This window comes from Sphingomonas sp. CD22, from assembly GCF_034556155.1.
Taxonomy (GTDB): Bacteria; Pseudomonadota; Alphaproteobacteria; order Sphingomonadales; family Sphingomonadaceae; genus Sphingomonas.
Genome location: NZ_JAYDYX010000001.1, coordinates 109,360 through 133,903, shown reverse-complemented (window position 1 = coordinate 133,903; position 24,544 = coordinate 109,360). Strand labels below are relative to the sequence as shown.

The 24,544-nt window shown below is 66.5% G+C and carries 29 protein-coding genes; 14 read left to right on the top strand and 15 right to left on the bottom strand.

The window, feature by feature from the left end; genetic code table 11:
- The first annotated feature begins 222 nt into the window (after window positions 1-222).
- Window positions 223-576, top strand: a complete 354-nt coding sequence (locus SFC76_RS00705) for a response regulator (protein WP_322847579.1) — start codon at window positions 223-225, stop codon at window positions 574-576.
- 286 nt (window positions 577-862) lie between these two features.
- On the opposite strand, the gene SFC76_RS00700 is transcribed toward SFC76_RS00705, so the two are convergent.
- Window positions 863-1,300 (bottom strand): hypothetical protein, encoded by a 438-nt coding sequence (locus SFC76_RS00700; RefSeq protein ID WP_322847578.1) that lies wholly within the window; start codon window positions 1,298-1,300, stop codon window positions 863-865.
- 279 nt (window positions 1,301-1,579) lie between these two features.
- On the opposite strand from SFC76_RS00700, the gene SFC76_RS00695 reads away from it, so the two are divergent.
- Window positions 1,580-1,972, top strand: a complete 393-nt coding sequence (locus SFC76_RS00695) for a hypothetical protein (RefSeq protein WP_322847577.1) — start codon at window positions 1,580-1,582, stop codon at window positions 1,970-1,972.
- A 231-nt stretch (window positions 1,973-2,203) separates the two neighbouring features.
- On the opposite strand, the gene SFC76_RS00690 is transcribed toward SFC76_RS00695, so the two are convergent.
- A complete protein-coding gene (locus tag SFC76_RS00690) occupies window positions 2,204-2,485 on the bottom strand; it encodes a septum formation initiator family protein (protein ID WP_322847576.1) in 282 nt (93 codons plus the stop codon).
- Window positions 2,486-2,559: 74 nt separating this feature from the next.
- Window positions 2,560-3,837, bottom strand: coding sequence for a phosphopyruvate hydratase (gene eno, locus SFC76_RS00685; RefSeq protein WP_322847575.1), 1,278 nt, complete (start codon window positions 3,835-3,837; stop codon window positions 2,560-2,562).
- 137 nt (window positions 3,838-3,974) lie between these two features.
- Between eno and SFC76_RS00680 the strand changes: the two genes are divergently transcribed.
- The 5 genes from SFC76_RS00680 (at window position 3,975) to SFC76_RS00660 (ending at window position 5,881) form a co-directional block, all read left to right on the top strand.
- Window positions 3,975-4,430, top strand: a complete 456-nt coding sequence (locus SFC76_RS00680; protein WP_322847574.1) for a hypothetical protein — start codon at window positions 3,975-3,977, stop codon at window positions 4,428-4,430.
- A gap of 8 nt (window positions 4,431-4,438) precedes the next feature.
- A complete protein-coding gene (locus SFC76_RS00675) occupies window positions 4,439-4,780 on the top strand; it encodes a phage holin family protein (protein ID WP_322847573.1) in 342 nt (113 codons plus the stop codon).
- Window positions 4,777-5,112: a DUF3618 domain-containing protein gene (locus SFC76_RS00670; protein ID WP_322847572.1), complete on the top strand. Its 336-nt coding sequence runs from the start codon at window positions 4,777-4,779 to the stop codon at window positions 5,110-5,112. The genes SFC76_RS00675 and SFC76_RS00670 overlap by 4 nt, the downstream gene beginning before the upstream one ends.
- A gap of 42 nt (window positions 5,113-5,154) precedes the next feature.
- Window positions 5,155-5,538 (top strand): hypothetical protein, encoded by a 384-nt coding sequence (locus SFC76_RS00665; RefSeq protein ID WP_322847571.1) that lies wholly within the window; start codon window positions 5,155-5,157, stop codon window positions 5,536-5,538.
- Window positions 5,539-5,650: 112 nt separating this feature from the next.
- Window positions 5,651-5,881, top strand: coding sequence for a DUF4170 domain-containing protein (locus tag SFC76_RS00660; protein ID WP_322847570.1), 231 nt, complete (start codon window positions 5,651-5,653; stop codon window positions 5,879-5,881).
- Window positions 5,882-6,293: 412 nt separating this feature from the next.
- Here SFC76_RS00660 and greA read toward each other — a convergent pair whose 3' ends face one another.
- The 4 genes from greA to carA form a co-directional block, all read right to left on the bottom strand.
- A complete protein-coding gene (gene greA, locus SFC76_RS00655) occupies window positions 6,294-6,770 on the bottom strand; it encodes a transcription elongation factor GreA (protein ID WP_322847569.1) in 477 nt (158 codons plus the stop codon).
- A 79-nt stretch (window positions 6,771-6,849) separates the two neighbouring features.
- Window positions 6,850-10,173, bottom strand: coding sequence for a carbamoyl-phosphate synthase large subunit (gene carB, locus SFC76_RS00650; protein ID WP_322847568.1), 3,324 nt, complete (start codon window positions 10,171-10,173; stop codon window positions 6,850-6,852).
- Window positions 10,173-10,439, bottom strand: a complete 267-nt coding sequence (locus SFC76_RS00645) for a hypothetical protein (RefSeq protein ID WP_322847567.1) — start codon at window positions 10,437-10,439, stop codon at window positions 10,173-10,175. Before SFC76_RS00645 ends, carB begins: the two co-directional genes overlap by 1 nt.
- A complete protein-coding gene (gene carA / locus SFC76_RS00640) occupies window positions 10,436-11,635 on the bottom strand; it encodes a glutamine-hydrolyzing carbamoyl-phosphate synthase small subunit (protein WP_322847566.1) in 1,200 nt (399 codons plus the stop codon). Before carA ends, SFC76_RS00645 begins: the two co-directional genes overlap by 4 nt.
- A gap of 144 nt (window positions 11,636-11,779) precedes the next feature.
- On the opposite strand from carA, the gene SFC76_RS00635 reads away from it, so the two are divergent.
- The 3 genes from SFC76_RS00635 to rpoD all read left to right on the top strand — a co-directional run bounded on the left by SFC76_RS00635 (window position 11,780) and on the right by rpoD (window position 16,662).
- Window positions 11,780-12,232 (top strand): GatB/YqeY domain-containing protein, encoded by a 453-nt coding sequence (locus SFC76_RS00635; protein WP_322847565.1) that lies wholly within the window; start codon window positions 11,780-11,782, stop codon window positions 12,230-12,232.
- Between the two features lie 513 nt (window positions 12,233-12,745).
- Window positions 12,746-14,626, top strand: coding sequence for a DNA primase (gene dnaG / locus SFC76_RS00630; RefSeq protein ID WP_322847564.1), 1,881 nt, complete (start codon window positions 12,746-12,748; stop codon window positions 14,624-14,626).
- Window positions 14,626-16,662, top strand: a complete 2,037-nt coding sequence (gene rpoD / locus SFC76_RS00625) for an RNA polymerase sigma factor RpoD (protein ID WP_322847563.1) — start codon at window positions 14,626-14,628, stop codon at window positions 16,660-16,662. Before dnaG ends, rpoD begins: the two co-directional genes overlap by 1 nt.
- A gap of 196 nt (window positions 16,663-16,858) precedes the next feature.
- Here rpoD and SFC76_RS00620 read toward each other — a convergent pair whose 3' ends face one another.
- The gene (locus tag SFC76_RS00620) at window positions 16,859-17,425 is read right to left on the bottom strand and encodes a hypothetical protein (RefSeq protein ID WP_322847562.1); all 567 of its coding nucleotides are present in this window, start codon (window positions 17,423-17,425) and stop codon (window positions 16,859-16,861) included.
- Window positions 17,426-17,554: 129 nt separating this feature from the next.
- Window positions 17,555-17,962 (bottom strand): VOC family protein, encoded by a 408-nt coding sequence (locus SFC76_RS00615; protein WP_322847561.1) that lies wholly within the window; start codon window positions 17,960-17,962, stop codon window positions 17,555-17,557.
- 538 nt (window positions 17,963-18,500) lie between these two features.
- Here SFC76_RS00615 and SFC76_RS00610 point away from each other — a divergent pair.
- The 3 genes from SFC76_RS00610 to SFC76_RS00600 are packed head-to-tail and all read left to right on the top strand — an operon-like array spanning window position 18,501 to window position 20,699.
- The gene (locus tag SFC76_RS00610) at window positions 18,501-18,812 is read left to right on the top strand and encodes a hypothetical protein (RefSeq protein ID WP_322847560.1); all 312 of its coding nucleotides are present in this window, start codon (window positions 18,501-18,503) and stop codon (window positions 18,810-18,812) included.
- On the top strand, window positions 18,809-20,356 hold the full coding sequence (locus SFC76_RS00605) for a PepSY-associated TM helix domain-containing protein (protein ID WP_322847559.1): 1,548 nt from the start codon (window positions 18,809-18,811) through the stop codon (window positions 20,354-20,356). The genes SFC76_RS00610 and SFC76_RS00605 overlap by 4 nt, the downstream gene beginning before the upstream one ends.
- Window positions 20,349-20,699, top strand: coding sequence for a hypothetical protein (locus SFC76_RS00600; protein WP_322847558.1), 351 nt, complete (start codon window positions 20,349-20,351; stop codon window positions 20,697-20,699). Before SFC76_RS00605 ends, SFC76_RS00600 begins: the two co-directional genes overlap by 8 nt.
- A gap of 58 nt (window positions 20,700-20,757) precedes the next feature.
- Here the strand turns inward: SFC76_RS00600 and rplS are convergent, their stop codons facing one another.
- From rplS to SFC76_RS00580, 4 genes are read right to left on the bottom strand one after another with little or no spacing between them, the layout of a single operon-like run.
- Window positions 20,758-21,150 carry a 50S ribosomal protein L19 gene (rplS, locus tag SFC76_RS00595; RefSeq protein ID WP_038660889.1) on the bottom strand — a complete coding sequence of 131 codons (393 nt, stop codon included), beginning with the start codon at window positions 21,148-21,150 and terminating at the stop codon, window positions 20,758-20,760.
- A 4-nt stretch (window positions 21,151-21,154) separates the two neighbouring features.
- Entirely contained in the window at window positions 21,155-21,880 is a 726-nt protein-coding gene (trmD, locus tag SFC76_RS00590; protein WP_322847557.1) for a tRNA (guanosine(37)-N1)-methyltransferase TrmD, read from the bottom strand.
- Window positions 21,877-22,266 carry a type II toxin-antitoxin system VapC family toxin gene (locus SFC76_RS00585; protein ID WP_322847556.1) on the bottom strand — a complete coding sequence of 130 codons (390 nt, stop codon included), beginning with the start codon at window positions 22,264-22,266 and terminating at the stop codon, window positions 21,877-21,879. Before SFC76_RS00585 ends, trmD begins: the two co-directional genes overlap by 4 nt.
- A gap of 3 nt (window positions 22,267-22,269) precedes the next feature.
- Complete coding sequence (locus SFC76_RS00580) at window positions 22,270-22,542, bottom strand: antitoxin (protein WP_322847555.1); 273 nt, start codon at window positions 22,540-22,542, stop codon at window positions 22,270-22,272.
- A 54-nt stretch (window positions 22,543-22,596) separates the two neighbouring features.
- Between SFC76_RS00580 and SFC76_RS00575 the strand changes: the two genes are divergently transcribed.
- Window positions 22,597-23,502 carry an NAD(P)/FAD-dependent oxidoreductase gene (locus SFC76_RS00575; protein WP_322848045.1) on the top strand — a complete coding sequence of 302 codons (906 nt, stop codon included), beginning with the start codon at window positions 22,597-22,599 and terminating at the stop codon, window positions 23,500-23,502.
- A gap of 427 nt (window positions 23,503-23,929) precedes the next feature.
- On the opposite strand, the gene rimM is transcribed toward SFC76_RS00575, so the two are convergent.
- Entirely contained in the window at window positions 23,930-24,433 is a 504-nt protein-coding gene (gene rimM, locus SFC76_RS00570) for a ribosome maturation factor RimM (protein WP_322847554.1), read from the bottom strand.
- Window positions 24,396-24,542 carry a hypothetical protein gene (locus SFC76_RS00565; protein WP_322847553.1) on the bottom strand — a complete coding sequence of 49 codons (147 nt, stop codon included), beginning with the start codon at window positions 24,540-24,542 and terminating at the stop codon, window positions 24,396-24,398. The genes rimM and SFC76_RS00565 overlap by 38 nt, the downstream gene beginning before the upstream one ends.
- Window positions 24,543-24,544: the final 2 nt, after the last annotated feature.

The following is a 24,544-nucleotide window of genomic DNA, read 5'->3' as shown; positions in this document are numbered from 1 at the left end:
GCGTCCCATCGCGTTACCAGCCGATGCTATCCCGCGATTCGCCATTCGTCAATTTGCCGGACAAATGGGTGGCGCCGCGCGACGAACCGCGGCAGGGAGCGGCGGAATGTTGCGCCGCTTCACCAAGAACATGCTAGGCCCAGCGGATATGCCGGCCTGCTCGACATCCTGCCGAACGCCGCCCGCCGCAGCCCCTCGACCGGCGGCGGAGCGACCGCGCGCATGACCGATCTCCGCGGCCGGCGCATCCTGATCGTCGAGGACGAATATCTCGTCGCGGACGACCTCGCCCGCGATCTGCGCGGCCTCGGCGCAGAGATCGTCGGCCCGATCGGCACGCTCGCCGCCGCGGTCGAACTGCTCGCCACCGCCCCGCCGCTCGACGGCGCGGTGCTCGATATCAATTTGCACGGCGAGATGAGCTATCCGGTCGCGACGCTGCTGGCGGCGGCCGGCACCAGATTCCTGTTCGTCACCGGCTATGACGCGTGGACGATCGACGATCGCTTCCGCAGCGTGCCGCGCTACGAGAAGCCGGTCCATTCCGCCGACGTGATCGCGGCGCTGTTCGGGTAAGAGGTGGGGGCACCGGGAGAAGCATAAGGTCGGCCGCTACCGAACACTCCGACAAATCACGGCGAAAATCGCTCGCTACCAACAGGAGAGCACCCCGGCGGAGGCCGGGGCCTAGTTGGGTGGAGGTTTGTGACGACTTACAAAGGCTTTCCAAACTGGGCCCCGGCCTTCGCCGGGGTACAGCATAGGTCTGCCAAAGCTGGAGCCTGGTCGGTCGGAATAAGCCGCGCATCTCGACGGCCTACCATAGAGGCAAAAAAAGGGACGCCGCAGCGCCCCCTTCAACTCACGCCCGTCCGCGCCGCGCTTCCGCCTGCCGTGCCGAGGCGATCGTATCGACCACCAGTTCGTAGAAGGCCGGCGAATAGCCCGACGCCAGGAACGCCTTCACCTCGGCCGAGGCGATCGCATAGCCGCGCTTCCAGCTCAGCACCGCGATCCGGCGCAACGCCTCGAGCTTGGGGTCGGCGAGCTGCGGGCTGATCCGCACGCCGAACACCAGGCCGACCCAGCGCGTCAGCCGGCCCGGCTGACGCAGCGTCGACAGGCCGTCCTGCCGTGCGATCCCGATCACCGAACGCTCAAGCTCCGTCAGCACCGGCCGTTCCTCCTTTGCACGCTGCACCTGGGGTGCGGCCTCCGACACCACGACCGGCCGCGCGGCGGGCGCGCTCACCCGCGCATAACCGGCGTTGCCCGGTTCGGCAAAAGCAAGAAAAGCCATGGCGTCACTCCCTTCTCGACATCGCACGCCACCCCTCCGCATCCATGGCGATGCAGACCGATACGTGCGATTTGTTGCACCCCTTTTGCCGCCGCACTGCGAAGGGCATCCGGGTGTTTCATCCGATCGCCGCGATCCCTCGCCGCCATCTTCTATACTGTTCGGTATATAAGCGGCTCCGGCGGTCGTCAACGGCTTTTATACCGGTCGGTAGAGAAACTGTCGGCGGATACGCGCGGAGCGCCGGGCGTTGCTATGCGGAGAGATCAGGAGGTCCCCATGTCCGATACCCCCCGCGCCACCAAGGCCGATCCCGAACGCGATCCCGCCGCCAATCCGTTCGACCGCGCCGACGGCCATTCCGGTCAGGAATATAACGCCGACCGCGAAGCCGCGCTGGGCGCGCAACGCCCCAGCGGCACCGTCGCCGCCCGCCCCGGCGACCCCGCTCCGCCGCACGACCCGGCGATCCCGCCCGACAACGGCCGCCGCGCCTCGTTCGACCCGCACACCGGCGAGGTCCACGGCAGCGGCAGCGGCGCCGGCGGCGGCAATCCCGGCGAGGATTTCGATTCCGACGCCGCGACCGGCGACGGCTATCCCGTCACCGGCGGCGAAGGCCGGCCGAAAGGCGGCGACGCCGATCTGGGACCCGGCCACGTCAGCGAATGAACGGCAATCCTCCCGTCGCGGAGGCGACTATGTCTTACGGCCGATCGAATGTTACGATGGCAATTCCCATTCCCGTCATGCCGGACGTGATCCGGCATCCCGCTTCTTCTTACCGTCCGAAGAAGCGGGACCCCGGCACAAGGCCGGGGTGACGGCATCGGTCTAAGAATTGTCCGAACTATACGGACGCGCATATGCGACTGACCTCGCCGCCGACAAAGAAATGGACGATCACTTCAGCGGGACGATCACCTCGTCGGGGTGCGCGACGTTCAGTTCCTTGCGGACCATCTCGTCGACCATATCCGGGTTGGCGTGATCCGGGTCGAGCAGCGCCACCCGGTTCTTCAGCACCGCGCGTTTCTGGTCCAGCGTGGCGAATTGCTTCTCGCGCCGCACCAATTGCTTCTTGTAATCGCCATAGGCGAGGATGCCGTTGGGCCCGAGCACCGCATAGGCGCCGAAGAACGCCATGATCGTCAGCCCCAGCGCCGGCAGCGCCGCCCGGCGCATCGTCCGGGCGAAAGCCGATGGTCTCTGTCCGCGTGCCGCCATGCCCTGCATCCTCGCCCGACGTTCGTGCCGGATCAAGCCCTCAGAACGTCACGACCGGCATAACGTGCCGAATCGCCAAGCTCTTCCTCGATGCGGATGAGCTGGTTGTACTTGGCGAGCCGGTCCGATCGCGCCAGCGAGCCGGTCTTGATCTGCCCGCAATTGGTCGCGACCGCGAGATCGGCGATCGTCGCATCCTCGGTTTCGCCCGAACGATGACTCATCACCGCGGTGTAGCGCGCGCGCTGCGCCATCGTCACCGCCTCCAGCGTCTCGGTCAGCGTGCCGATCTGGTTGACCTTCACCAGCAGCGAATTGGCATAGCCGCCTTCGATCCCGCGCTTCAACCGCTTGGGGTTGGTGACGAACAGATCATCGCCGACCAGCTGCACCTTGTCGCCGATCAGGTCGGTGAGCGCCTTCCAGCCCTCCCAATCGTCCTCGCTCATGCCGTCCTCGATCGAGAAGATCGGGTAGCGGCGGGTCAGGTCGGCGAGATATTCGGCCATCGCGCCGCTCTCCAGCACCTTGCCCTCGCCCGAGATATCGTAGCGGCCGTCCTTGTAGAATTCGGTCGCGGCGCAATCGAGCGCCAGCATCACGTCGTCGCCCGGCGTATAGCCCGCCTTCTCGATGCTCTGCATGATGAAGCCCAGCGCCTCGTCGGTCGAGGCGATGTTCGGCGCGAAGCCGCCCTCGTCGCCGACGCCGGTCGCCAGCCCCTTGTCGTGCAGCGCCTTCTTCAGCGTATGGAAGATTTCCGAGCCGCAGCGCACCGCCTCGACGATGTTCGCCGCGCCGACCGGCACGATCATGAATTCCTGGAAGTCGATCGGATTGTCGGCATGTTCGCCGCCGTTGATGATGTTCATCATCGGCACCGGCAGAACGTGCGCCGAAACCCCGCCGACGTACTTATAGAGCGGCATGCCGCGCGCTTCCGCCGCCGCCTTGGCGGTGGCGAGGCTGATGCCCAGGATCGCATTGGCGCCCAGCCGGCCCTTGTTCTCGGTGCCGTCGAGTTCGATCATCGCCGCGTCGAGATCGGCCTGATCCTCCGCGTCGAGACCGAGCAGCGCCTCGACCAGCTCGCCGTTGACGGCCTCGATCGCCTCGTCGACGCCCTTGCCGCCCCAGCGACTCTTGTCGCCGTCCCGCTTCTCGACCGCCTCGTGCGCGCCGGTCGAGGCGCCCGACGGCACCGCGGCGCGGCCGAAGCTGCCGTCCTCCAGCAGCACGTCGACCTCCACCGTCGGGTTGCCCCGGCTGTCGAGGATCTGGCGGCCATGGATGTCGATGATTGCGGTCACGTAACGATGCTCCTACCTCTGGGGCGTGATGCGCGCGCTCTACCGCGCCGGTGGGGTCGCGGCAATCTCCGCGACGACGAGGGAACCGCGTCCCTTGGGCCGGGGTTGAGCGTGTCGAACATAGGAAAGGGTGAGCCATGGCCGATACCGATTTCACGACCGTCACCGACGGCGACACGACCGCCGCGGACGTCATCGACGCCGGCGCGAGCAAGACCGATCAGGCCAAGCAGACGGTGAAGGACTATTCGTCCAAATACGGCGCGCAGGCGACCGACAAGATCCGCACCCTCGCCGATACCGGCAAGGAACGCGCGGTCGGCGGGCTCGACCAGTTGTCGACGCTGATCAACGACGCCGCGCAGCAGGTCGACGACAAGCTCGGCGCGCAATATGGCGACTATGCCCGCACCGCCGCCGGTGCGGTGTCCAATTTCGCCGAACAGCTCAAGGGCAAGGACACCGAGGAGCTGCTCGACGAGGCACGCGAGTTCGTCCGCAAGAGCCCCGGCGTCGCGGTCGGCGTCGCTGCCGCTTTGGGCTTTGCGGTCGCCCGCCTCGTCCAGTCCGGTATCGACGGCAACAAGGCCTGATCGGCTCCATGGCGACGATCCAGCCGATGACCGAGGACGAGAGCATCGCGACGCTCGTCACGCAGCTCGTCGATGACGCGCGCGGTCTTGCCGGTGCCGAGGTGGCATTGGTCAAGGCGCGCGTCGGCGAGCGCGCCAGCGCTTACAAGAACGCCGTGGTCTTCTTCGTCGTCGCCGCGGTGCTGGCGCTCGCCGGGCTAATCGCCTTGCTCGTCGGGCTGATCCTCAGCCTGGCGACGCTGATCGGCCCCGGCCTCGCCACCGCCGCGGTGGTGATCGCCGTGTTCGCGATCGCCGCGGTGCTGGCGATCATCGGCAAGGGCCGGCTCGCACCGGGCACGCCGCGATGACCGCGCAGCTCCCGACGGTGCGGCTCGCCGAGGCGGAAGCCGAGGCACTCGCCGCGCGCGAACGGCTGAACGCGACGCTCGGCAAGTTGCAGGTCCGGCTCAACCCGCGCGCGCTCGCGTTGCAGGCGGCGCGTGAGTTCACCGACAAGGGTGGCGCGGCGGCGCAGGCCAGCCTCAACACCGCGGTGCGCAACCCCGGTGCGGTCGCCGGCGCGACCGCGGTCGCCGGCCTGTTCCTCGCCCGCCATCGCATCGCTGCGCTGTTCCGCCGCAAACCCAAGCACAAGCCCGGCCACCGCGACCACGAACCCGGTCTCGGCCCGCAGGACTGACCCCGTACCGACGCATAGCGCCCCCGCACGAAGGATAGACGCATGACCGACAATCACGACATCCACGCCCGTATCGACGATGCCAAGCACGTCGCGACCGACGCCGCCCGCCGCACCGCCGACGCCGTCGAGCACAATCCGCTCGCCATCGTCGCGGGCGGACTCGCCATCGGCGCGCTCGCCGGCGCGCTGATCCCGCGTTCGGAGAAGGAGAAGGAATTGCTCGCGCCGCTCGGCCGCACGCTCGGCGAGCGCGCCCGCGGTGCGATCCAGGCGGCACGCGAAGCCGGCACCGGCGAGCTGCAGAATGCCGGCCTGTCGAAGGACGCGGCCAAGGATCAGGTCAAGTCGCTGTTCCAGGGCCTCGCCAAGGCGGCGACCACCGCCGGCTCGGCCGCGGTGAAGACCGCCGCCAACAAGGGCTGACGCCCCTCGCCGCCGCCGGAGCCCCCGGCGGCGGCATATGGCGTCGGGGGTTCAATATCGCAGCGCAACACGCTAGGGCGTCGGGCTTGACCCTCACACCCGGGATACGCGCATGAGCAAGCTCCACCTCGTCTTCGGCGGCCGCGTCAAGGACCCCCGCACCCTCGAATTCGCCGACCCGTCGAAGCTCGAGGTCGTCGGTATCTTCGCCGATTATGCCAGCGCCGAAAAGGCTTGGCGCGCCAACGCGCAGCGCACCGTCGACGACGCCGAGATGAAGTTCGTCGTCGTCCACCTGCACCGCCTGCTCGAGCCGGAACTGCTGACCCCGCCGACGGCGTGAGGCGCGGGGCGGTTTAGGCTCCTTCGGATTCTAACGATGATCGCCATCGCCGCGCAGGCCGGAATCCAGACACGCGGACCTTGCGACCCCTATCGCTACGTCAGCGTTTATGGATTCCCGCCTTCGCGGGGATGACGTCATTTAAGAGGGGCAGACCCCCTTTCACTCGTCATCCCGGCGAAATCCGGGACCCACGCGAACGGAACATACGTGAGGCGCGCCCACGCCGATGGCATCGTATCCATGGATCCCGGCCTCCGCCGGGATGACGAAAGAGTAGCACACGAAAAAGTCCTCCCCCGCCAGGGGGAGGTGGCAGGCCGCAGGCCTGACGGAGGGGGAGGATACGGCGCCCGGCGTCGTATGAAACAACGCCCCTACACCGCCCGGCCCCCTGCCCGCGCGACTCAGATCAGATGAACTCGACCTTCGACACCACGTAATAGCGATCGCCCGCCGGCACCGACACCTCGACCTCGTCGTCCACCCGGCGCCCGATCAGCGCACGGCCCAGCGGCGAATTGTACGAGATGCGCCCGGTCTTGGCGTTCGCCTCGGTCTGGCCGACGATCTGGTATTTCACCGGCTTGTCGTCGTCGTCGAGCAGCGTCACCGTCGCGCCGAACACCACCTTGTCGCCCGACAGCTCCAGCGGATCGATGATCTGCGCGCGGGACAATTTGTCCTCGATATCGCTGATCGTCGCCTCGTTCTGGCCCTGCTGTTCCTTGGCCGCATGATATTCGGCGTTTTCGGACAGATCGCCGTGCGCCCGCGCTTCCTCGATCGCGTCCACGATCAGGGGACGCTCGGCTTTCAGACGCTTCAGGTCCGCGACGAGCGTGTCATAGCCCTCCTGGAGCATCGGCATCTTTTCGACGGTCGCCATATCTACGTCCCCAATTCACTCATACCCCGCGGCGCACCTATCGAGAGGCCGCCCCGCACATCACGTCATTATGTCGGGATCAGTTGTGCGACTGCGAATAGTAGGATTGCAACGGCCGTACTTCAAGGGACGTGACCCCGATTGCCGCCGCCGCCTGCACGCTGGCGGGCGCGGTGGTGAAATACGGAATCTTCTGCGCCAGCGCCGCCTGCCGGATCGGCTTCGAATCCTTCAGGCTCTGCCACCCCTCGGTGGTGTTGAAGATCAGCGTCACCTCGCCGTCCATGATCCGGTCGAGGATGTGCGGCCGGCCCTGTGCCACCTTGTTCACCTTTTCCACCGTCAGCCCGACGGTTTCGAGATAATCGGCGGTGCCGCCGGTCGCGAGCACCTTGAAGCCATGCGCGAGCAACGACTTCACCGCCGGCACGATATGCGGCTTGTCGCCGCTCTTGACGCTGACGAACGCCGTGCCGCCGGTCGGCAGCACCGTGCCCGCACCGAGCTGCGACTTGGCGAAGGCGGTGGTGAAATCGGGGTCGATCCCCATCACCTCGCCGGTGCTCTTCATCTCGGGTGACAGCACCGGATCGATGCCGGGGAAGCGGTTGAACGGGAACACCGCTTCCTTGACCGCATAATAATCGATGTGGCGGTCGATCGGCGGCAGGTCCTTCAGCTTCTCGCCCGCCATCACCCGGCTGGCGATCTTGGCGATCGGTACGCCGATCGCCTTGGCAACGAACGGCACGGTGCGCGACGCACGCGGATTGACCTCGATCAGATAGACCTCGCCGTCCTTGACCGCGAACTGGATGTTCATCAGCCCCTTGACCGACAGGGCATGCGCCAGCGCCACCGTCTGCCGCTCGATCTCGGCGATCGTCTCGGGGGTCAGCGAATACGGCGGGATCGAACAGGCGCTGTCGCCCGAATGGACGCCCGCCTCCTCGATATGCTGCAGCAGGCCGGCGACGACGACATCCTCGCCGTCGCAGATCGCATCGACGTCGACCTCGATCGCGTCGCGCAGATATTGATCGATCAGCACCGGCGAATCGCCCGACACCTGCACCGCGGTCTGGATGTAATCGTCGAGCTGCTGGAGCGAATCGACGATCTCCATCGCCCGCCCGCCCAGCACGTAGCTCGGCCGCATCAGCACCGGGTAGCCGATCCGCTCCGCCGCCGCGACCGCCTCGTCGCGGCTGCGCGCGAGGCCGTTCGCCGGCTGCTTGAGGCGCAGCTTGTTGACCAGCGCCGCAAACCGCTCGCGGTCCTCCGCCAGGTCGATCGCATCCGGGCTGGTGCCGAGGATCGGGATCCCCGCCTTCTCCAGCGCCCGCGCGAGGTTGAGCGGCGTCTGCCCGCCGAACTGGACGATCACCCCGACCAGTTCGCCGCGGCTCTGCTCGACGTGCAGGATCTCCAGCACGTCCTCGGCGGTCAGCGGTTCGAAATACAGGCGGTCGGACGTGTCGTAATCGGTGCTCACCGTCTCCGGGTTGCAGTTGATCATGATCGTCTCGTAACCGACGTCCGCCAGCGCGAAACAGGCGTGGCAGCAGCAATAGTCGAATTCGATGCCCTGCCCGATCCGGTTCGGGCCGCCGCCCAGGATCACTACCTTGCGGCGATCCGACGGCATGCTCTCGTCCTCGGGCTCGCCGAAGCTCGGCGCCTCGTAGGTCGAGTACATATAGGGCGTCTTGGCGTCGAACTCCGCCGCGCAGGTGTCGATCCGCTTGAACACCGGACGCACGCCGAGCCGGTGGCGCAGGCTGCGCACCTCGTCTTCGGTGACGCCGCCGGTCATCGCGACTACCGCGTCGTGGATCAGCCCCGAACCGCGCGCGATGCCGCGCGCATTGCCGCGCAGATTGGCCGACTGAAGCGCCAGATAGGCCAGACGCTTGTCGCTGAACCCCATCGCCTTCAGCCGGCGCAGCCCGACCGCCTCGATCGGCAGGCCGTTGGTGCTGACCTCGTCCTCCGCGGCGACGATCTCGGCGAGCCGTTCGAGGAACCACGGATCGAACTTGGCGATCGCATGCACCTCGGCGACGGTGAAGCCCTCGCGCAGAGCCTGCGCCGCGACCAGCAGCCGGTCCGGCGTGGCGACGGCCAGCGCCGCCTCGATCTCCGCGCGCGGCGCGCCGACCAGGCGCTCGACCGCGTTGAAGCCGGACAGGCCGGTCTCCAGCCCGCGCAGCGCCTTCTGCATCGATTCGTGGATGTTGCGGCCGATCGCCATCACCTCGCCGACCGACTTCATCGCGGTCGACAGCACGGCTTCCGCGCCCTTGAACTTCTCGAAGGCGAAGCGCGGGATCTTGGTGACGACATAGTCGATCGTCGGCTCGAACGACGCCGGCGTCGCGCCGGTGATGTCGTTCTCGATCTCGTCGAGCGTGTAGCCGACCGCCAGCTTGGCGGCGACCTTGGCGATCGGGAAGCCGGTCGCCTTCGACGCGAGTGCCGACGACCGCGACACGCGCGGGTTCATCTCGATGACGACGAGGCGCCCGTCCTTCGGATTGACCGCGAACTGGACGTTGGAGCCGCCGGTCTCGACGCCGATCTCCCGGAGCACCGCGATCGATGCGTTGCGCATGATCTGATATTCCTTGTCGGTCAGCGTCAGCGCGGGCGCGACGGTGATCGAATCGCCGGTATGGACGCCCATCGGATCGACATTCTCGATCGAGCAGATGATGATGCAATTGTCCTTGCGGTCGCGCACCACCTCCATCTCATACTCCTTCCAGCCGAGGAGCGATTCTTCGATCAGCACCTCGGTGGTCGGCGACGCGTCGAGGCCCTTGCGGACCATCTCGACGAATTCGGAGCGGTTGTAGACGACGCCGCCGCCCGAGCCGCCCATCGTGAAGCTCGGCCGGATGATCGCCGGCAGCCCGGTGACCTCGAGCCCCGCCAGCGCCTCCTCGACGGTATGCGCGATCGCCGAGCGGGCGCTGTTGAGCCCGATCTTGGTCATCGCGTCCTTGAACTTCAGCCGGTCCTCGGCCTTGTCGATCGCCTCGGCGTCGGCACCAATCATCTGCACGCCGAACTTCTCCAGCGTGCCGTCGTGGAACAGCGCCAGCGCGGTGTTGAGCGCGGTCTGCCCGCCCATCGTCGGCAGGACCGCGTCGGGCCGCTCCTTCTCGATGATCTTGGCGACCACCGCGGGCGTGATCGGCTCGACATAGGTGGCGTCGGCCAGCTCGGGGTCGGTCATGATCGTCGCTGGGTTCGAATTGACCAGGACGATGCGATAGCCCTCTTCCTTCAGGGCCTTGATCGCCTGCGTGCCCGAATAATCGAACTCGCACGCCTGCCCGATGACGATCGGTCCCGCGCCGATCACGAGGATGGAGGAGATGTCGGTGCGTTTGGGCATCAGTCTTCTTTCGGAGTAGGTGCGTCGCCGATCCCGCGGTTCGCCGCGTCGATCATCGCACTCATCTTCTTCAACACACATTCGAGCTTCGCCGGATCACCATCCGGTGGCCCCTTGAAGACGATTTCTCGGCCGCGCTGTCCGAGCCATCGGCGTGGGACGCCGCAAGTCTTGGCTATGGCATCCAACCGAGCGGCGATGACTTTCGCAGACGGGGACGACATCGGCATCGCGCTATGCATGGCAAGCGCGAGCAACACGCTCACTGTGCATCCCGTCCGAGCGACCCGACGAACCGCTCGAAAAGATACAGGCTGTCCTGCGGCCCCGGCGACGCCTCCGGGTGATATTGCACCGAGAATGCCGGCCGGTCGGTCAGCTCGAGCCCCGCGTTCGAGCCGTCGAACAGCGACACGTGCGTCTCGCGGACGTTGGCGGGCAGGCTGTCGCGTTCCACCGCGAAGCCGTGATTCATGCTGGTGATCTCGACCGCGCCGTCGGACAGGCGCTTGACCGGATGGTTGGCGCCGCGATGACCCTGGAACATCTTGGTCGTCGTCGCGCCGACCGCAAGGCCGAGCAACTGATGGCCGAGGCAGATGCCGAACAACGGCGTGCCGGTGTCGAGCAGTTGCCGGATCACCGGCACCGCATAGTCCCCGGTCGCGGCGGGATCGCCGGGGCCGTTGGACAGGAAGATGCCGTCGGGGCCGAGCGCCATCACCTCGTCGAACGTCGCCGCGGCGGGCAGCACGGTGACCTTCGCACCGGCCTGGACGAGGTTGCGGAAGATGTTGTGCTTGCTGCCGTAATCGATCGCGACGACGTGCGGACGGGCGCCTTCGCCGGCACCGTCGCGGTCATAACCGAAGCCGAGCCGCCACGGCCCGCCCTCGCGGCTTTCGCCCCAGGCGTAATGCGTCGCGGTGGAGACCTCCTTGGCGAGGTCCATCCCCTCCAGCCCCGGCCAGCCCTGTGCCATCGCCAGCAATGCGTCGAGGTCGAACTCGCCGCTCGCCGAATGCGCGACGACGCCGTTGGGCGCCCCGCCCGACCGGATTCGGCGGGTCAGCGCGCGCGTGTCGATCCCGGCGAGGCCGATCCGCGCGTGGCGCTGCATCCAGCCGTCGAGCCGCTCGACGCTGCGGAAGTTGGACGGCGCGGTCACGTCCTCGCGGACGATCATGCCGAGCGCGTGCGGCGCGTCCGCCTCGACATCGTCGGGATTGGCGCCGACGTTGCCGATATGCGGGAAGGTGAAGGTGATAATCTGCCCGGCGAAACTCGGGTCGGTCATGATCTCCTGATAACCGGTCATCGCGGTGTGGAAGCACACCTCGCCGACCGCGGCGCCTTCCGCCCCGAAGCCGCGGCCCCAGGCCACCTCGCCGTTGGCGAGGACCAGAACGCCCGTCGCGCCGTCAGGCTTTGCGGGCATGGCAATGGGCTTGGCGTCGGCCATGGCTTGGCGGGCACTCCTACAGATTTCGTCTATGTCGCTAAGAGGCGCCCGCTAGACCCCTGCCCCCCTCAGGTCAACCGGTTCACGGGCGGCCGTTCCTCCGCTAGGCTCGGTCGCTTCCAGTGTTTCTTCGAGAGCTTCCCCATGATTCGCGACGACATCAAGGCCGCCCAGGTCACCGCCATGAAGGCCGGCGACAAGGAATCGCGCAATGCGATCAGCCTGATACAGGCCGCCATCAAGAACCGCGACATCGAGCTGCGGACCAGCGGCAGCACGCCCGACGACGATGCCGTCGTGGTCGAGGTGCTGCAGAAAATGGTCAAGCAGCGCCGCGAATCGATCGCGATGTACGAAACCGGCGGCCGCCAGGAACTCGCCGATGCCGAAAAGGCGGAGGTCGCGGTGATCGAACGCTTCCTCCCGGCACAGATGAGCGAGGCGGACACCACCGCCGCCATCCTCGCGATCAAGGACGAACTCGGCGCGACCGGCATGAAGGACATGGGCCGGGTAATGGCCGAACTGAAGGCACGCCATGCCGCGAGCCTCGACATGAGCAAGGCGAGCGGTTTGGTGAAGGCGGCTTTGTCCTAAGCCTCCACGCGAAGCTTCGGCGAAGTTCGGTTCACGCGAAGACGCGAAGCCGCGAAGAGGTTCACGCGGAAGCGCGGAGAGAAGAAGGTTGGTTCGCGCAGAGGCGCAGAGAGCGCAGAGGAGGCGCCCTCGTGGGCATGCCGCCGCCCCCTCATTCGTCACCCCGGCGAACGCCGGGGCCCATGGTCGCGGCAAGCCCGGACGTACCGCGCCATCGCTCCACCAGCGCGTCCATGGGTCCCGACGTTCGTCGGGATGACGAGTGGGGGGAGCGGCAGCTCTCCCTAACCTTGCGTCTTTCGCGCGCGCCCTCCCCGACGCACGACACCTTCGCGCCTTCGCGCCTTCGCGTGAACCAACCTTCTTCTCTCTCTCTGCGCCTCCGCGCCTCCGCGTGAACCATCCTTCTTCCCTCCGCATCTCCGCGCGAGCCACCGTCTTCGCGTCTTCGCGCGAAACACCCCCAAACCAGCTTGCCGAAAGCCGTCGCAGCGCGCATGGTAAAATCACGGCATGAGTCTCTCCCCTGCCTTTCTGGACGAACTGCGTGCCCGCACGTCGTTGTCCGCCTTGGTCGGCAAGACGACCAAGCTGCAAAAGGCCGGCCGCGAGATGCGCGGCTGCTGCCCGTTCCATAACGAGAAGACGCCGTCCTTCTACGTCAACGACGACAAGGGCTTCTATCACTGCTTCGGGTGCTCCGCGCACGGCGACGCGATCAAGTGGATGACCGACCAGCGCGGCCTGCCCTTCATCGACGCGGTCAAGGAACTCGCGCAGGCCGCCGGCATGGAGATGCCCGCGCAGGACCGCGCCTCCGCCGCCAAGGCCGAGCGTGCCAAGGGCCTGCACGAGGCGATGGCCGACGCCGCCACCTGGTTCACCGAGCAGATGAACGGCATCGGCGGCGCCGAGGCGCGCGCGGTGCTCGCCAAGCGCGGCATCACGCCGGCAACCGCCCGCGCCTTCGGCATGGGGTTCTCGCCCGACAGCCGCGGCAAGTTGAAGACCGCGCTCAAGGATTATGGCGACCCCGCACTGGTCGAATGCGGCCTGCTGATCCAGGTCGACAGCAAGGAGCCCTACGACCGGTTCCGCGGCCGGCTGATGATCCCGATCCGCGACGCGCGCGGGCGGACGATCGCCTTCGGCGGCCGCGTCATCGGCGAGGGCGAGCCCAAATACCTCAACTCCCCCGACACACCGCTCTTCGACAAGGGCCGGACGCTCTACAATCTCGATCGCGCCGCTCCCGCCGCGCGCAAGTCCGCGCGCATCCTCGTCGTCGAGGGCTATATGGACGTGATCGCGCTGGCGCAGGCGGGGATCGACGACGCCGTCGCGCCGCTCGGCACCGCGCTCACCGAGGCGCAGCTCGAACGGCTGTGGCGGATCAGCGACGTGCCGATCCTATGCCTCGACGGCGACAGCGCCGGGCAGAAGGCGGCGTTGCGCGCCGCGCACCGCGCGATGCCGATGCTCGGCAACGGCCGCAGCCTCGCCTTCGTCACACTGCCCGAAGGGCAGGACCCCGACGACCTCGTCCGGTCCGGCGGGCGGCAGGCGATGGAGGCGCTGCTCCAGCAACCGCAACCTCTGGTGGAGCGCCTGTGGCAGAGCGAGGTCGCCGCCGGCCCGCTCGACACGCCCGAACAGCGCGCCGGGCTCAAGCAGCGGCTGCACGAACTCGCCGCGACGATCGCCGACCCGTCGGTACGCAAGGAATATGAGAACGAGTTCAAGAACCGCTTCTACGAGCATTTCGCGCCCAAGCGCCGCGCCTTCACCCCCGCCGCCCCGCGCGCGCAGGGCAAGCGTGGCCCCGACGGCCAGTGGAAACAGCCGATCGCGCCGCCGACCGAGGACGTGAAGGCGTTCCACGCCGCCGGCATCGACCCGGTCATCGCCAAGGCGATCCTCGCCGGGCTGATCCGCCACCCGGTCGAGATCGCGCGGCACATGGAGGTGCTCGGCAGCCTCAAGCTGATCGGCGGCGCGCTCGGCCGATTGTTCGAGGCGGTGGTCGACGTCGCGCTGGAGGACCAGGCGCTTGATAGCGCGCGTCTGCGCACCATATTGGCGAAATCCGGTTTTGATGCGATCGCAAGCGATTTGTTGAGAGCCGATACGATGCCCTATTCGTTCACGCAAAGCGGCGGCGACCCCGCCCGCGCCCGTGCCGACCTCGACGAAGCGATCGCCATCATGGTGGCGCGCCCCGAAGTGGACATGGCGCTCGGCGAAGCGACCGCCTCGATGCAGGCGCACTTCACCGCCGAGGCGTTCGAACGACAAGTGGCGTTGGTGAAAGAGAAACAGGGCTTGGAGCTTCGACTTGCAAATCTGGTGCAGTCGAACGAAGACGCCCGATCGTTTGGATCCGAGGGTAATTGATGGCGAAGGTTAACGGTAACGGTGGCGATGAGGGTGCGGACGTGACCGACGCGCCGCTGATCGACCTCAATGACGCCGATATCAAGAAGCTGGTCGCCCGCGCCAAGAAGCGCGGCTACATCACCTACGACCAGCTCAACGAGGCGCTGCCCCAGGATCAGATGTCGTCCGACCAACTCGAGGACATCATGTCCGCGCTGAACGAGATGGGCGTCAACATCGTCGAGAACGAGGAAGCCGGCGAGGACGGCGACGACAAGGAGCAGGCCGAGGACGACGAGGCCGAGCCCGTCGAGGCCGACGGCGACGGTTCCGCCGCGCCCGCGCTCGAAACGAAGAAGAAAGAGACCGTCGATCGTACCGACGATCCGGTCCGCATGTACCTGCGCGAGATGGGTGCGGTCGAGCTGCTCAGCCGCGAGGGCGAGATCGCCATCGCCAAGCGGATCGAGGCGGGTCGCGACACGATGATCCTCGGCCTGTGCGAGTCGCCGATCACCTTCAACGCGATCATCGACTGGTCGACCGCGCTCAACGAGGGCACGATGCAGCTGCGCGAGATCCTCGATCTCGACGCGATGCTGTCCAAGGGTCCGTCGGCCGAGCAGGTCGAGGGTGCCGAGGACGATGAATCGGGCGAGATCAGCGAGAAGACCGCCGGCGCCAGTTTCAAGGAAGAGGAAGAGCCCGAGGAGCCGTCGGCCGACGAGGACGATGAATCGGGGGAGAGCCGCACCCCGCGTCCGTCCGACGACGAGGATGAGGACAATACGCTCAGCCTCGCGCAGATGGAGGAGACGCTCAAGCCGCAGGCGCTCGAGCGGTTCGCCAACATCACCGCGCTCTACAAGAAGTTCAGCAAAATCCAGCAGGCGCGCCTCGACGCGATGCAGGCCGGCGGCGAGCTGTCCGCCGCAGACGAGCGCAAATACCAGAAGCTGCGCGAGGACCTCACCGCCGAGGTCGAGAGCGTCCAGTTCCACAATGCCAAGATCGAATATCTCGTCGACCAGCTCTATGCCTTCAACCGGCGCCTGACCGCGCTGGGCGGCCAGATGCTGCGCCTCGCCGAGCGCCACAAGGTCAGCCGCAAGGACTTTCTCGACCGTTACGTCGGCCACGAGATGGACGACACCTGGCTGCAGTCGGTCGGCAAGCTCGACAAGAAATGGACTGCCTTCGCCACCAACGAGGCCGATGCGGTCGACCGCATCCGCGGCGAGATCAGCGAGATTTCGCAGCAGACCGGCATGGCGCTCACCGAATTCCGCCGCATTGTCAACATGGTGCAGAAGGCGGAGCGCGAGGCGCGCATCGCCAAGAAGGAGATGGTCGAGGCGAACCTGCGGCTCGTCATCTCGATCGCCAAGAAATACACCAACCGCGGCCTGCAATTCCTGGATCTCATCCAGGAGGGCAATATCGGCCTGATGAAGGCGGTCGATAAGTTCGAATATCGTCGCGGCTACAAGTTCAGCACCTATGCGACCTGGTGGATCCGCCAGGCGATCACCCGCTCGATCGCCGATCAGGCGCGCACGATCCGCATCCCGGTGCATATGATCGAGACGATCAACAAGCTGGTCCGCACCAGCCGCCAGTTCCTCCACGAGCAGGGCCGCGAGCCGACGCCGGAGGAAATGGCCGAGCGGCTGTCGATGCCGCTCGAAAAGGTCCGTAAGGTGATGAAGATCGCCAAGGAGCCGATCAGCCTCGAAACGCCGATCGGCGACGAGGAGGATTCGCACCTCGGCGATTTCATCGAGGACAAGAATGCGGTGATCCCGGTCGACGCGGCGATCCAGGCGAACCTCAAGGAAACGGTCACCCGCGTCCTCGCCAGCCTCACCCCGCGCGAGGAACGCGTGCTGCGCATGCGCTTCGGCATCGGCATGAACACCGACCACACGCTCGAAGAGGTCGGCCAGCAGTTCAGCGTGACGCGCGAACGCATCCGCCAGATCGAGGCGAAGGCGCTGCGCAAGCTCAAGCACCCGAGCCGCAGCCGCAAGATGCGCAGCTTCCTCGACCAGTAACGCCGGCAACGGCAATGTCGGCAAAAGGGCCGCCGGAGACGATCCGGCGGCCCTTTTCCTATGCGCCGTTCCGACGGGGCGATCAGATAGGTGCCGTCGTCGATGAGCTGGGTGTCCAATCCCATGGCCGCCTGCCCCCAATCACAGACGTTCGGTCGCCTTTCGCCCTTGCCAGAAATTAGACATTGGCTCGGAGTTATTCAGGAAGCCGATCAGGCGAGAGCGCAGGCAATTTCAGCCAATCTGGCTCGACAGCGTAGCTCTTCCAATCGCGTATTACGGGAGTGCGAACTTCCACCTTCTCCGGATGGGTTTCACGCACCCAACGTGCAGCAGCTTTTAACTGCGGCGCAAGCTCCCCCGGCTCGATTGTAGTGGTTCCGCACCATTTGCCCTTCGCACCAGTGACTACGGCGGTGCGTATGCATCCTTCTAGCCACCGGGAGACAAGCAACTTTGCATGCTCTGCGATCACGTCTGCTTCAGCGTCCCAGAGCTCGTATGGAGCTGGATTGTGCGTCTCCCAGTATCCAAAATTCACGGTCAACTCTTCGTCCGCAGTATAGAGAACGACGGGCTCAATCTCGCTCCCTGCAACGCAGGTAATGGTGAGCAAGAGATAACCGGGGTTCCAACGGGTCCATTCACCGTCTCGGGCGACGTCCCAATCGCGAAGAGCCGAGTAGATCGCTTCAGACCAGTCATCGATGGGTCCCGCGACATTGCTCGGATACGGTACCCCAGATTCCCCAGCATCGATCATGAGTCATCAATGCCACAATGGCGGCAGCTTTCCACCTCTTGCGACTACAAAGCTGCCATTCCGTTCTCCGCTAAAAGCGGGCTCGCCGCTGACACCCACAAACGGACAGTCAGGCAGGCGAGCCGCGCCTCATCTTGTCTCGGGTTCCGGCGCTGGCTGCCACAGCTCTATTTTCATGCCGTCCGGATCGACGATCCACGCGAACTTGCCGCTTGGATCGCTGTCATCCCGCTTCAGCACCCCCACGCCTTTCACCTCGAGCCGCGCGAGGAAAGCCGCAAGGTCATCCACCGCAAAGTTCAACATGAAGTCGCGGCTGGAGGGCGCCATATAGTCGGAATCCTCCTTGAAGACGTTCAAGGTCAGTACCGGCGGATGCCCAGGCATGTCGTGAGGGAATAAAGCTCCGCCCCAAGCCTCGACGTTGATTCCCAGAATGTCTCGGTACCACGCCATCAGCGCCTTCGGGTCTTTGCTCTTGAAGAAAATCCCGCCGATGCCGGTTATCCTGCCGACGGGCTCTGCCGGGGTCGACATGGGCGTTACCGCCGACATGACGGCAGGGACCGGTCAAGATTTGCGACTGGCAAACACCGCATAAGCCTCTCCCATCGTTGGACGAATGCTATGGGTGGAGCGGGCCTCCTGCAATCACATTCACCTTGCGCCTAGTCTGCTGGATTGACGCCAGTCCGCTTCCCAACGTTCGCGCTGCGGCCGCAGGAACGAAGGGACGACCGACACTCCCACCGCATGCGGCGCAGTGGATACCGGCGACGGGCCAGCGAGACGGGCGGGACGCCCTCTGTCCTATTCGGATCGGCGCTGTTACCTTGCATCCGTTCTTTCTCATCGCTGCAGTCTTCGCGTCCCCGCGACCCGCCGAGCAAGAGTCGCGCAGTCGGGCACCAGAACGGAAACGATGATCTAGGATCGTTTCCATTCAGGTGTCCATCTTGTCCATGTTGCCGCAATTCCGCCTCATTCCGCCGGGCAAAAAATTACGCTATTGATAGGCGTTCGCAAGACTGTCTATAAGACGGGCCATGGACGCCCCGACGACCCTTCGATGCTGATGCAGGCGACACCGCCCTGCCCGACGCCGGCGCCGGCCGCGACGGCGCGCTGGTCGATGGTCGCCCGGTGCATCACGGCGTTGGTCGGTGGCTATGGCGCTGCGGCGGCACTCGCGACGCTGCTCGCCCGGCTGCTGCCGATCGACCGGGCCGAGGCGACCGCGCTGGGCATGATCCTCTCCGCGCTGCTCTATGCGTTGATCGGCCTGTGGTGCTTCCACGAACCGCGACTCGGCCGCGTCGCTGCCTGGGTGTGGGGCACGGCGATTATCGGCGGCGGGCTGGCTTGGCTACTCGGGCTGCGGCCGTGAACGGCAATCTGCGGCAGAATATGGCGTGGATCCACGGCTGGCTCGGACTGGTCGCCGGCTGGATCCTGTTCGCGATGTTCCTGACCGGCACCGCGAGCTATTTCCGCCCCGAGATCACCCGCTGGATGCAGCCCGAGATCGCCGCCACCCCGGTGCCGGCCGCCACCGCCGCACGCAGCGCAATTGCCTATCTGCAAGGCGTCGGCGCCGACGACGCCTCCTGGTTCATCATGCTGCCCAACGCGCGCGATGTCGTCACCCGCGTCTACGAACAGCCCAATGCGAAGGCCGTCGCCAAGCCCCGCCGCCGCGAGGAACTCGTGCTCGACGGCGCCACCGGCCGGCCCGTCGAGGGCCGCGACACCCGCGGCGGCGAGCATTTCTACCGCTTCCACTTCCAGCTGCAATTGCCCTACCCCTGGGGGCGCCTGCTCGCCGGCCTGTGCGGATTGTTCATGCTCGGCGCGATCATCTCGGGCGTGGTGACGCACAAGCGCATCTTCGCGGACTTCTTCACCTTGCGCTGGAACAAGGGGCAGCGCAGCTGGCTCGACGCGCACAACGTCTCCGCGGTGCTGGCGCTGCCCTATCATGCGGTCATCACCTACACCGGGATCATCACGCTGATCGCGATGTACATGCCGTGGCCGGTCACCGCCAATTACGCCAAGCCCGAGGATTTCTATAACGCTGCTTACGGCATACCGGCGGAACAGCCCGCCACCGGGCGCGCCGCGCCTTTGGTCGCGGTCGGGCCGCTCGTCGCCGATGCCGAACGCCGCTGGGGGGCTCCGGCCGCACGGGTCGTCGTCACCAACCCCAATGATGCCGCCGCCACCGTCACCGTCTATCGCACGCCTCGCGCTTCGCTCAACGCCCGCGGCCCGTCGCGGACCTATGCCGGCAGCTCTGGCGAGCTGATCGCGCAGGCGGGCGATCCCGGGCCGGCGCTCGCCACCGCCGGGGTGATGCTCGGGTTGCACGTCGCGCAATTCGCCGGGCCGGCGCTGCGCTGGACGCTGTTCGGGCTCGGCCTGACCGGCGCGGCGATGGTCGGCACCGGCCTGTTGCTGTGGACCGCGGCGCGACGCCGGCCGAACGCCACGCCGTTCTTCGGCCTGAAGCTGGTCGAGCGGCTCAACATCGCGACGATCGTCGGCCTGCCGATCGGCATGGCCGCGTTCCTGCTCGCCAACCGCTTGATTCCGGCCGACATGGCCGGTCGCGCCGAGTGGGAGGTCAAAGCGATGTTCTGGACCTGGGCGGCGGTGGCGCTCGCCCAGTTCGCCCGCCCTGCCCGCCGCGCCTGGCCCGAGGGGTTCGCGCTCGCCGCTTTGGTCTTCCTCGCGATTCCCGTTGCCGACACGCTCACCACCAGCCGCGGCCTGCCCGGCTCCCTGCTCGCCGGCGACCTGCTGTTCGCCGCCTTCGACCTCGCGATGCTCGCCATCGCGCTGCTGCTCGGCGTCGCGAGCTGGCGCGCCGGCAAGCCACCGCGCGAGGTCCCCCGCCGCACCCGCCAAGCCGAGACGATCCATGCCTGAGACCATCCTGCTCTCCGCCACCGCCTGGCTATTGTTCGCCGGCGCCTCGTTCCGCTTCCGGCGCGAGGCCGGGACGAACGGCCGCGGCGACGTCCGCTTGCTCCGCATCGTCGCATCGGCGCTGCTCGCGGTCGCGCTGATCCACTGCGGCGCGCCGCTGACCGGCGAACGCTGGGTTCATCTGCTGACCGGCGCCTCGATCGGCGCGGTGGTGATCGTTCTCGCGCTGTCCGCGCAGCCGGGCCATGCGATGGCGCCGGTCCGCTGGCTGCTGCTAGCCAAGCGCCGCGCGATCGCCTCGGCCAAGGCGATGCTGCGGCCGCAGACCACCGCCAACGGCTGACGCAAAAAGGGCGCGGGAGGAGACCTCCCGCGCCCTGTCTGTCACCGGTAGCGGCGGATTACTCCGCGGCGACGCTGCCCTTGGCGGGACGCGTGTCGCGACGCTCGGCGATACGCGCCGACTTGCCGGTGCGGCCACGCAGATAGTAGAGCTTCGCACGACGCACGGCACCCTTGCGGACGACGTCGATCGAATCGATGTTCGGCGAATACAGTGGGAAGACGCGCTCGACGCCCTCGCCGAAGCTGATCTTGCGCACGGTGAACGACGAGCCCATGCCCTTGTTCGAACGCGCGATGCACACGCCTTCGTAATTCTGGACGCGGGTGCGCTCGCCTTCGACCACCTTCACGCCGACCTTCAGCGTGTCGCCGGGACGGAATTCGGGGATCGCGCGCTTCGCGGTCAGCTTTTCGATCTGCTCGGCTTCGAGCTGCTGAATGAGGTTCATGTCTTCAGTCCTTCGTTCGCCGCGCGCCAGAGGGAGGCTGGACCCGAGCACCCTCATGGCGCTCCCACAGGTCCGGCCTCCGTAGCCGTGTATCGGTCTCGGCCTTCGACTTGCGCCAGGCCGCGATCCTCGCATGATCCCCCGATCGCAGCACTTCGGGGATCGTGCGCCCTTCCCAATCGAATGGTCGGGTATATTGCGGATATTCGAGCAGCCCCGTTTCGAAGCTCTCGTCCACACCGCTTGAAGCCGCGCCCATTACGCCGGGGAGCAATCGAATGCAAGCATCGAGCAGCACCAGCGCCCCCATCTCGCCGCCCGACAGGATATAGTCGCCGATCGACACTTCCTCGATCCGGCGGCCTTCGAAGATGCGCTCGTCGAACCCCTCGAACCGGCCGCACAGCACGATGACGCCGGGGCCGCCGGCGATCTCGCGCACGCGGGCCTGGGACAGCGGCCGGCCGCGCGGCGTCATCGCGAGGATCGGGCGATCGTCGGCGACGCTGTCGATCGCGGCGGCGAGCACGTCGGCCCGCAGCACCATCCCCGCGCCGCCGCCCGCCGGCGTATCATCGACCGAGCGATGCTTGTCGGTGGCGAAGTCGCGGATCTGGACGGGTTCGCAACGCCACCCCCCTTCGCGCAGCGCACGCCCGGCGAGCGACACGCCCAATGGGCCGGGAAACATCTCGGGATACAGCGTCAGGATCGTCGCGGCGAATGTCATCGGGTCCAGTTTTCCACGCGCAGGCCGGGGATATCGACGAAGTGACGGGTGTTGTTCGTGACGAGCGTCAGATCGAGGGCGAGTGCATGCGCTGCGATCAGCCGATCGAAACTATGGCGCTGGAAGGGCATGGTTCCGGCCAATCTGGCATAGCTTTCTGCCGCGGCACGACCAAAGTCATGGACGGCGAGCACACTGACAAAGATATCCAGCCTTGCCTCGTCGCTAGGATCGGCCTCCGGTCGAGCGGCTCCGTAGCGCAACTCGGCAAGCGTGATGGCGGACAGGCTCATGCCCTGCCCGTTTTTCGCGCGAATACGCGCGCGCAGCACGTCGCTGCGCGCCTTCGCGAAATCGATACAGACGTTGGTGTCGAGCAGGTACATACGTCAGGCTGCCGCGCCTCGCGTCGGGCCGACGCTCCAGTCACGTTCATCCTGCTCGATATCGCCGCGCCCGTCGGCCATGAAGCCCGGCGAGAAGGCTCCGTACAGGCTGTCCAAGACCGCGGCGGCATTGCTATGCCGCCAGAACGTGCACGATCCGTCGCCATGGGTCACCAGCGTGACGTCATCGCCTTCGCTCAACCCCACGCCCTTCGGCAGGCGCAAGGCCATCGAGTTGCCGGATTTGAACACCTTGGCGCGATATTCGTTACTCATGACGGCCTCCGTATACACGGGATGTATATACATGACGATACAGGTGCAAGATTGATCGACGATTGCATCATCATCGGCGCCGGGCCGGCCGGGCTGACCGCCGCCATCTATCTGGCGCGTTTCCATCTTTCGATCCGACTGTTCGACAGCGGGTCGAGCCGGGCGGCGATGATCCCGTGTACGCACAATCATGCCGGCTATCCCGAGGGTATCGCCGGCAAGGCGTTGCTCGGCCTGATGCTGGCGCAGGCGGAGAAATACGGCGCGCATCGCGAGGAGAAGAAGGTCACAGCGATAACGCCCGACGGCGAGAATTTCGAGGTAGTCACCGATCATGGCCGCTATCGTGCGCGGACCGTGCTGCTGGCGACGGGGGTGGTCAATCACCGGCCCAATATCCTGCCGGACGTCCATGACCCGGCACTGGAACGCGGCCTGTTCCGTTATTGTCCGATCTGCGACGGCTATGAGGTCACCGACAAGCGCGTCGGCGTGATCGGCACCGGGGATCACGGTACGCGCGAAGCGCTGTTCCTGCGTGGCTATACGCGCGACGTCACGCTGATCTCGCCCGAGGCGGAGCATCTGCTCGACTCGGCCTGCGCGGCCAAGCTCGACGAGGCGGGGATCGCGCGGGTGCAGGGACCGTGCGGCGGCTGGGCGATCGAAGGCGACCAACTGGCGCTCGACACCGCACGCGGGCGGATGGCGTTCGACAGCGTCTATCCGGCATTGGGATCGCGCATCCGGTCGCGGCTCGCGGTCGCTGCGGGCGCGAAGGCGAGTGAGGAAGGGTGTCTGGAGGTCGACGACCATCAGCGCACCAGCATCCCCGGGCTGTTCGCGGCCGGCGACGTGGTGAAGGGCCTCGACCAGATCAGCCACGCGATGGGCGAAGCCGGCGTCGCGGCGACGACGATCCGCAACCTGCTCAGCGAGCGGCAGCCGATCCGGCGGTAGACGACCAACATGGACAAGTTGGACACCTTAATCGAAACGATCCACTCCTATCGTTTCCATTTTTGCGATGATCGTGAGTCGGCGATGAGAAGGAGCGACACGGGTCATAGCAGCGCGGCGGTGTGTAGGACAGCGTGAGCGCGAGGCCGGGCCGTGGGTCGCCAGCGTCGATTGAGGCCTAAAAAATTCCTCCCCCGCCAGGGGGAGGTGGCGCGGCGAAGCCGTGACGGAGGGGAAGGTAAGCGACCACCTCGGTTCCGTGTCCTCCCCCTCCGTCATGCCTGCGGCATGCCACCTCCCCCCGGCGGGGGAGGTATTTTCTTAATCCACAAGCTGAATGTCGATGGGGCCCGGCTGGTCGAGGCCAGCGGCGTCATTCAAAACTCGTCCGGTCAAACTCCATGCAAACGCTGGCGAAAACGCCGCGTCACTCGACGAAGTCGGCGTTCACCACCAGCCGGTCGGCGTTCCAGTCGGGCACCGCATCGGCGTTCATCGGGACCATGAAGCGCTTGCCGTCGGGACGCTCGATCTCGAGCACGTCGCCCGCGCCGAAATTCTCGATCAGCACGACCTGCCCGAGCGCGTCGCCGTCGGTCGACACTGCGGGCAGGTTCAGCAGATCGGCATGATAATATTCGCCCTCCGCCAGCGGCGGCAGCGCCGAGCGCGGCACGGTGAGTTCCGTGCCGCGGAGCGTCTCGGCGGCGTTGCGATCGGCGACCTCGGCGAAGCGCACGATCAGGCCGTTATTGCCGGCCTGCGCCGACTTCAGCGTCAGCGTACCGCCGTTGAAGCTCTTGTAGCTGCCGAAATCCTCGGCGAAGACCTTGAGGCGGACCTGGCCGTTGACGCCATGCGCGCCGATCACGACCGCCAGCGTGACGCTGGGCTCAGCCCGGCGATCCGCCGTCTCCTGCTGGGGCATCATCGTTTCCCTCTGCGGGTTCGGTCGCCGACACGCCCTGGTTGGTGGCGTCGTCGGTGGCAGCGTCGTCGAGATCGTCGGCGGCGGTGCGGGGATCGGGATCGATGGCCATGA

Bases quoted from the DNA above. Each gene is read 5' to 3' on its own strand.
- SFC76_RS00705 (WP_322847579.1), top strand. From the start codon at position 223: ATGACCGATCTCCGCGGCCGGCGCATCCTGATCGTCGAGGACGAATAT.
- SFC76_RS00700 (WP_322847578.1), bottom strand. From the start codon at position 1,300: ATGGCTTTTCTTGCTTTTGCCGAACCGGGCAACGCCGGTTATGCGCGG.
- SFC76_RS00695 (WP_322847577.1), top strand. From the start codon at position 1,580: ATGTCCGATACCCCCCGCGCCACCAAGGCCGATCCCGAACGCGATCCC.
- SFC76_RS00690 (WP_322847576.1), bottom strand. From the start codon at position 2,485: ATGCGCCGGGCGGCGCTGCCGGCGCTGGGGCTGACGATCATGGCGTTC.
- SFC76_RS00680 (WP_322847574.1), top strand. From the start codon at position 3,975: ATGGCCGATACCGATTTCACGACCGTCACCGACGGCGACACGACCGCC.
- SFC76_RS00675 (WP_322847573.1), top strand. From the start codon at position 4,439: ATGGCGACGATCCAGCCGATGACCGAGGACGAGAGCATCGCGACGCTC.
- SFC76_RS00670 (WP_322847572.1), top strand. From the start codon at position 4,777: ATGACCGCGCAGCTCCCGACGGTGCGGCTCGCCGAGGCGGAAGCCGAG.
- SFC76_RS00665 (WP_322847571.1), top strand. From the start codon at position 5,155: ATGACCGACAATCACGACATCCACGCCCGTATCGACGATGCCAAGCAC.
- SFC76_RS00660 (WP_322847570.1), top strand. From the start codon at position 5,651: ATGAGCAAGCTCCACCTCGTCTTCGGCGGCCGCGTCAAGGACCCCCGC.
- greA (WP_322847569.1), bottom strand. From the start codon at position 6,770: ATGGCGACCGTCGAAAAGATGCCGATGCTCCAGGAGGGCTATGACACG.
- carB (WP_322847568.1), bottom strand. From the start codon at position 10,173: ATGCCCAAACGCACCGACATCTCCTCCATCCTCGTGATCGGCGCGGGA.
- carA (WP_322847566.1), bottom strand. From the start codon at position 11,635: ATGGCCGACGCCAAGCCCATTGCCATGCCCGCAAAGCCTGACGGCGCG.
- SFC76_RS00635 (WP_322847565.1), top strand. From the start codon at position 11,780: ATGATTCGCGACGACATCAAGGCCGCCCAGGTCACCGCCATGAAGGCC.
- dnaG (WP_322847564.1), top strand. From the start codon at position 12,746: ATGAGTCTCTCCCCTGCCTTTCTGGACGAACTGCGTGCCCGCACGTCG.
- rpoD (WP_322847563.1), top strand. From the start codon at position 14,626: ATGGCGAAGGTTAACGGTAACGGTGGCGATGAGGGTGCGGACGTGACC.
- SFC76_RS00620 (WP_322847562.1), bottom strand. From the start codon at position 17,425: ATGATCGATGCTGGGGAATCTGGGGTACCGTATCCGAGCAATGTCGCG.
- SFC76_RS00615 (WP_322847561.1), bottom strand. From the start codon at position 17,962: ATGTCGACCCCGGCAGAGCCCGTCGGCAGGATAACCGGCATCGGCGGG.
- SFC76_RS00610 (WP_322847560.1), top strand. From the start codon at position 18,501: ATGCAGGCGACACCGCCCTGCCCGACGCCGGCGCCGGCCGCGACGGCG.
- SFC76_RS00600 (WP_322847558.1), top strand. From the start codon at position 20,349: ATGCCTGAGACCATCCTGCTCTCCGCCACCGCCTGGCTATTGTTCGCC.
- rplS (WP_038660889.1), bottom strand. From the start codon at position 21,150: ATGAACCTCATTCAGCAGCTCGAAGCCGAGCAGATCGAAAAGCTGACC.
- trmD (WP_322847557.1), bottom strand. From the start codon at position 21,880: ATGACATTCGCCGCGACGATCCTGACGCTGTATCCCGAGATGTTTCCC.
- SFC76_RS00585 (WP_322847556.1), bottom strand. From the start codon at position 22,266: ATGTACCTGCTCGACACCAACGTCTGTATCGATTTCGCGAAGGCGCGC.
- SFC76_RS00580 (WP_322847555.1), bottom strand. From the start codon at position 22,542: ATGAGTAACGAATATCGCGCCAAGGTGTTCAAATCCGGCAACTCGATG.
- rimM (WP_322847554.1), bottom strand. From the start codon at position 24,433: ATGATGCCCCAGCAGGAGACGGCGGATCGCCGGGCTGAGCCCAGCGTC.
- SFC76_RS00565 (WP_322847553.1), bottom strand. From the start codon at position 24,542: ATGGCCATCGATCCCGATCCCCGCACCGCCGCCGACGATCTCGACGAC.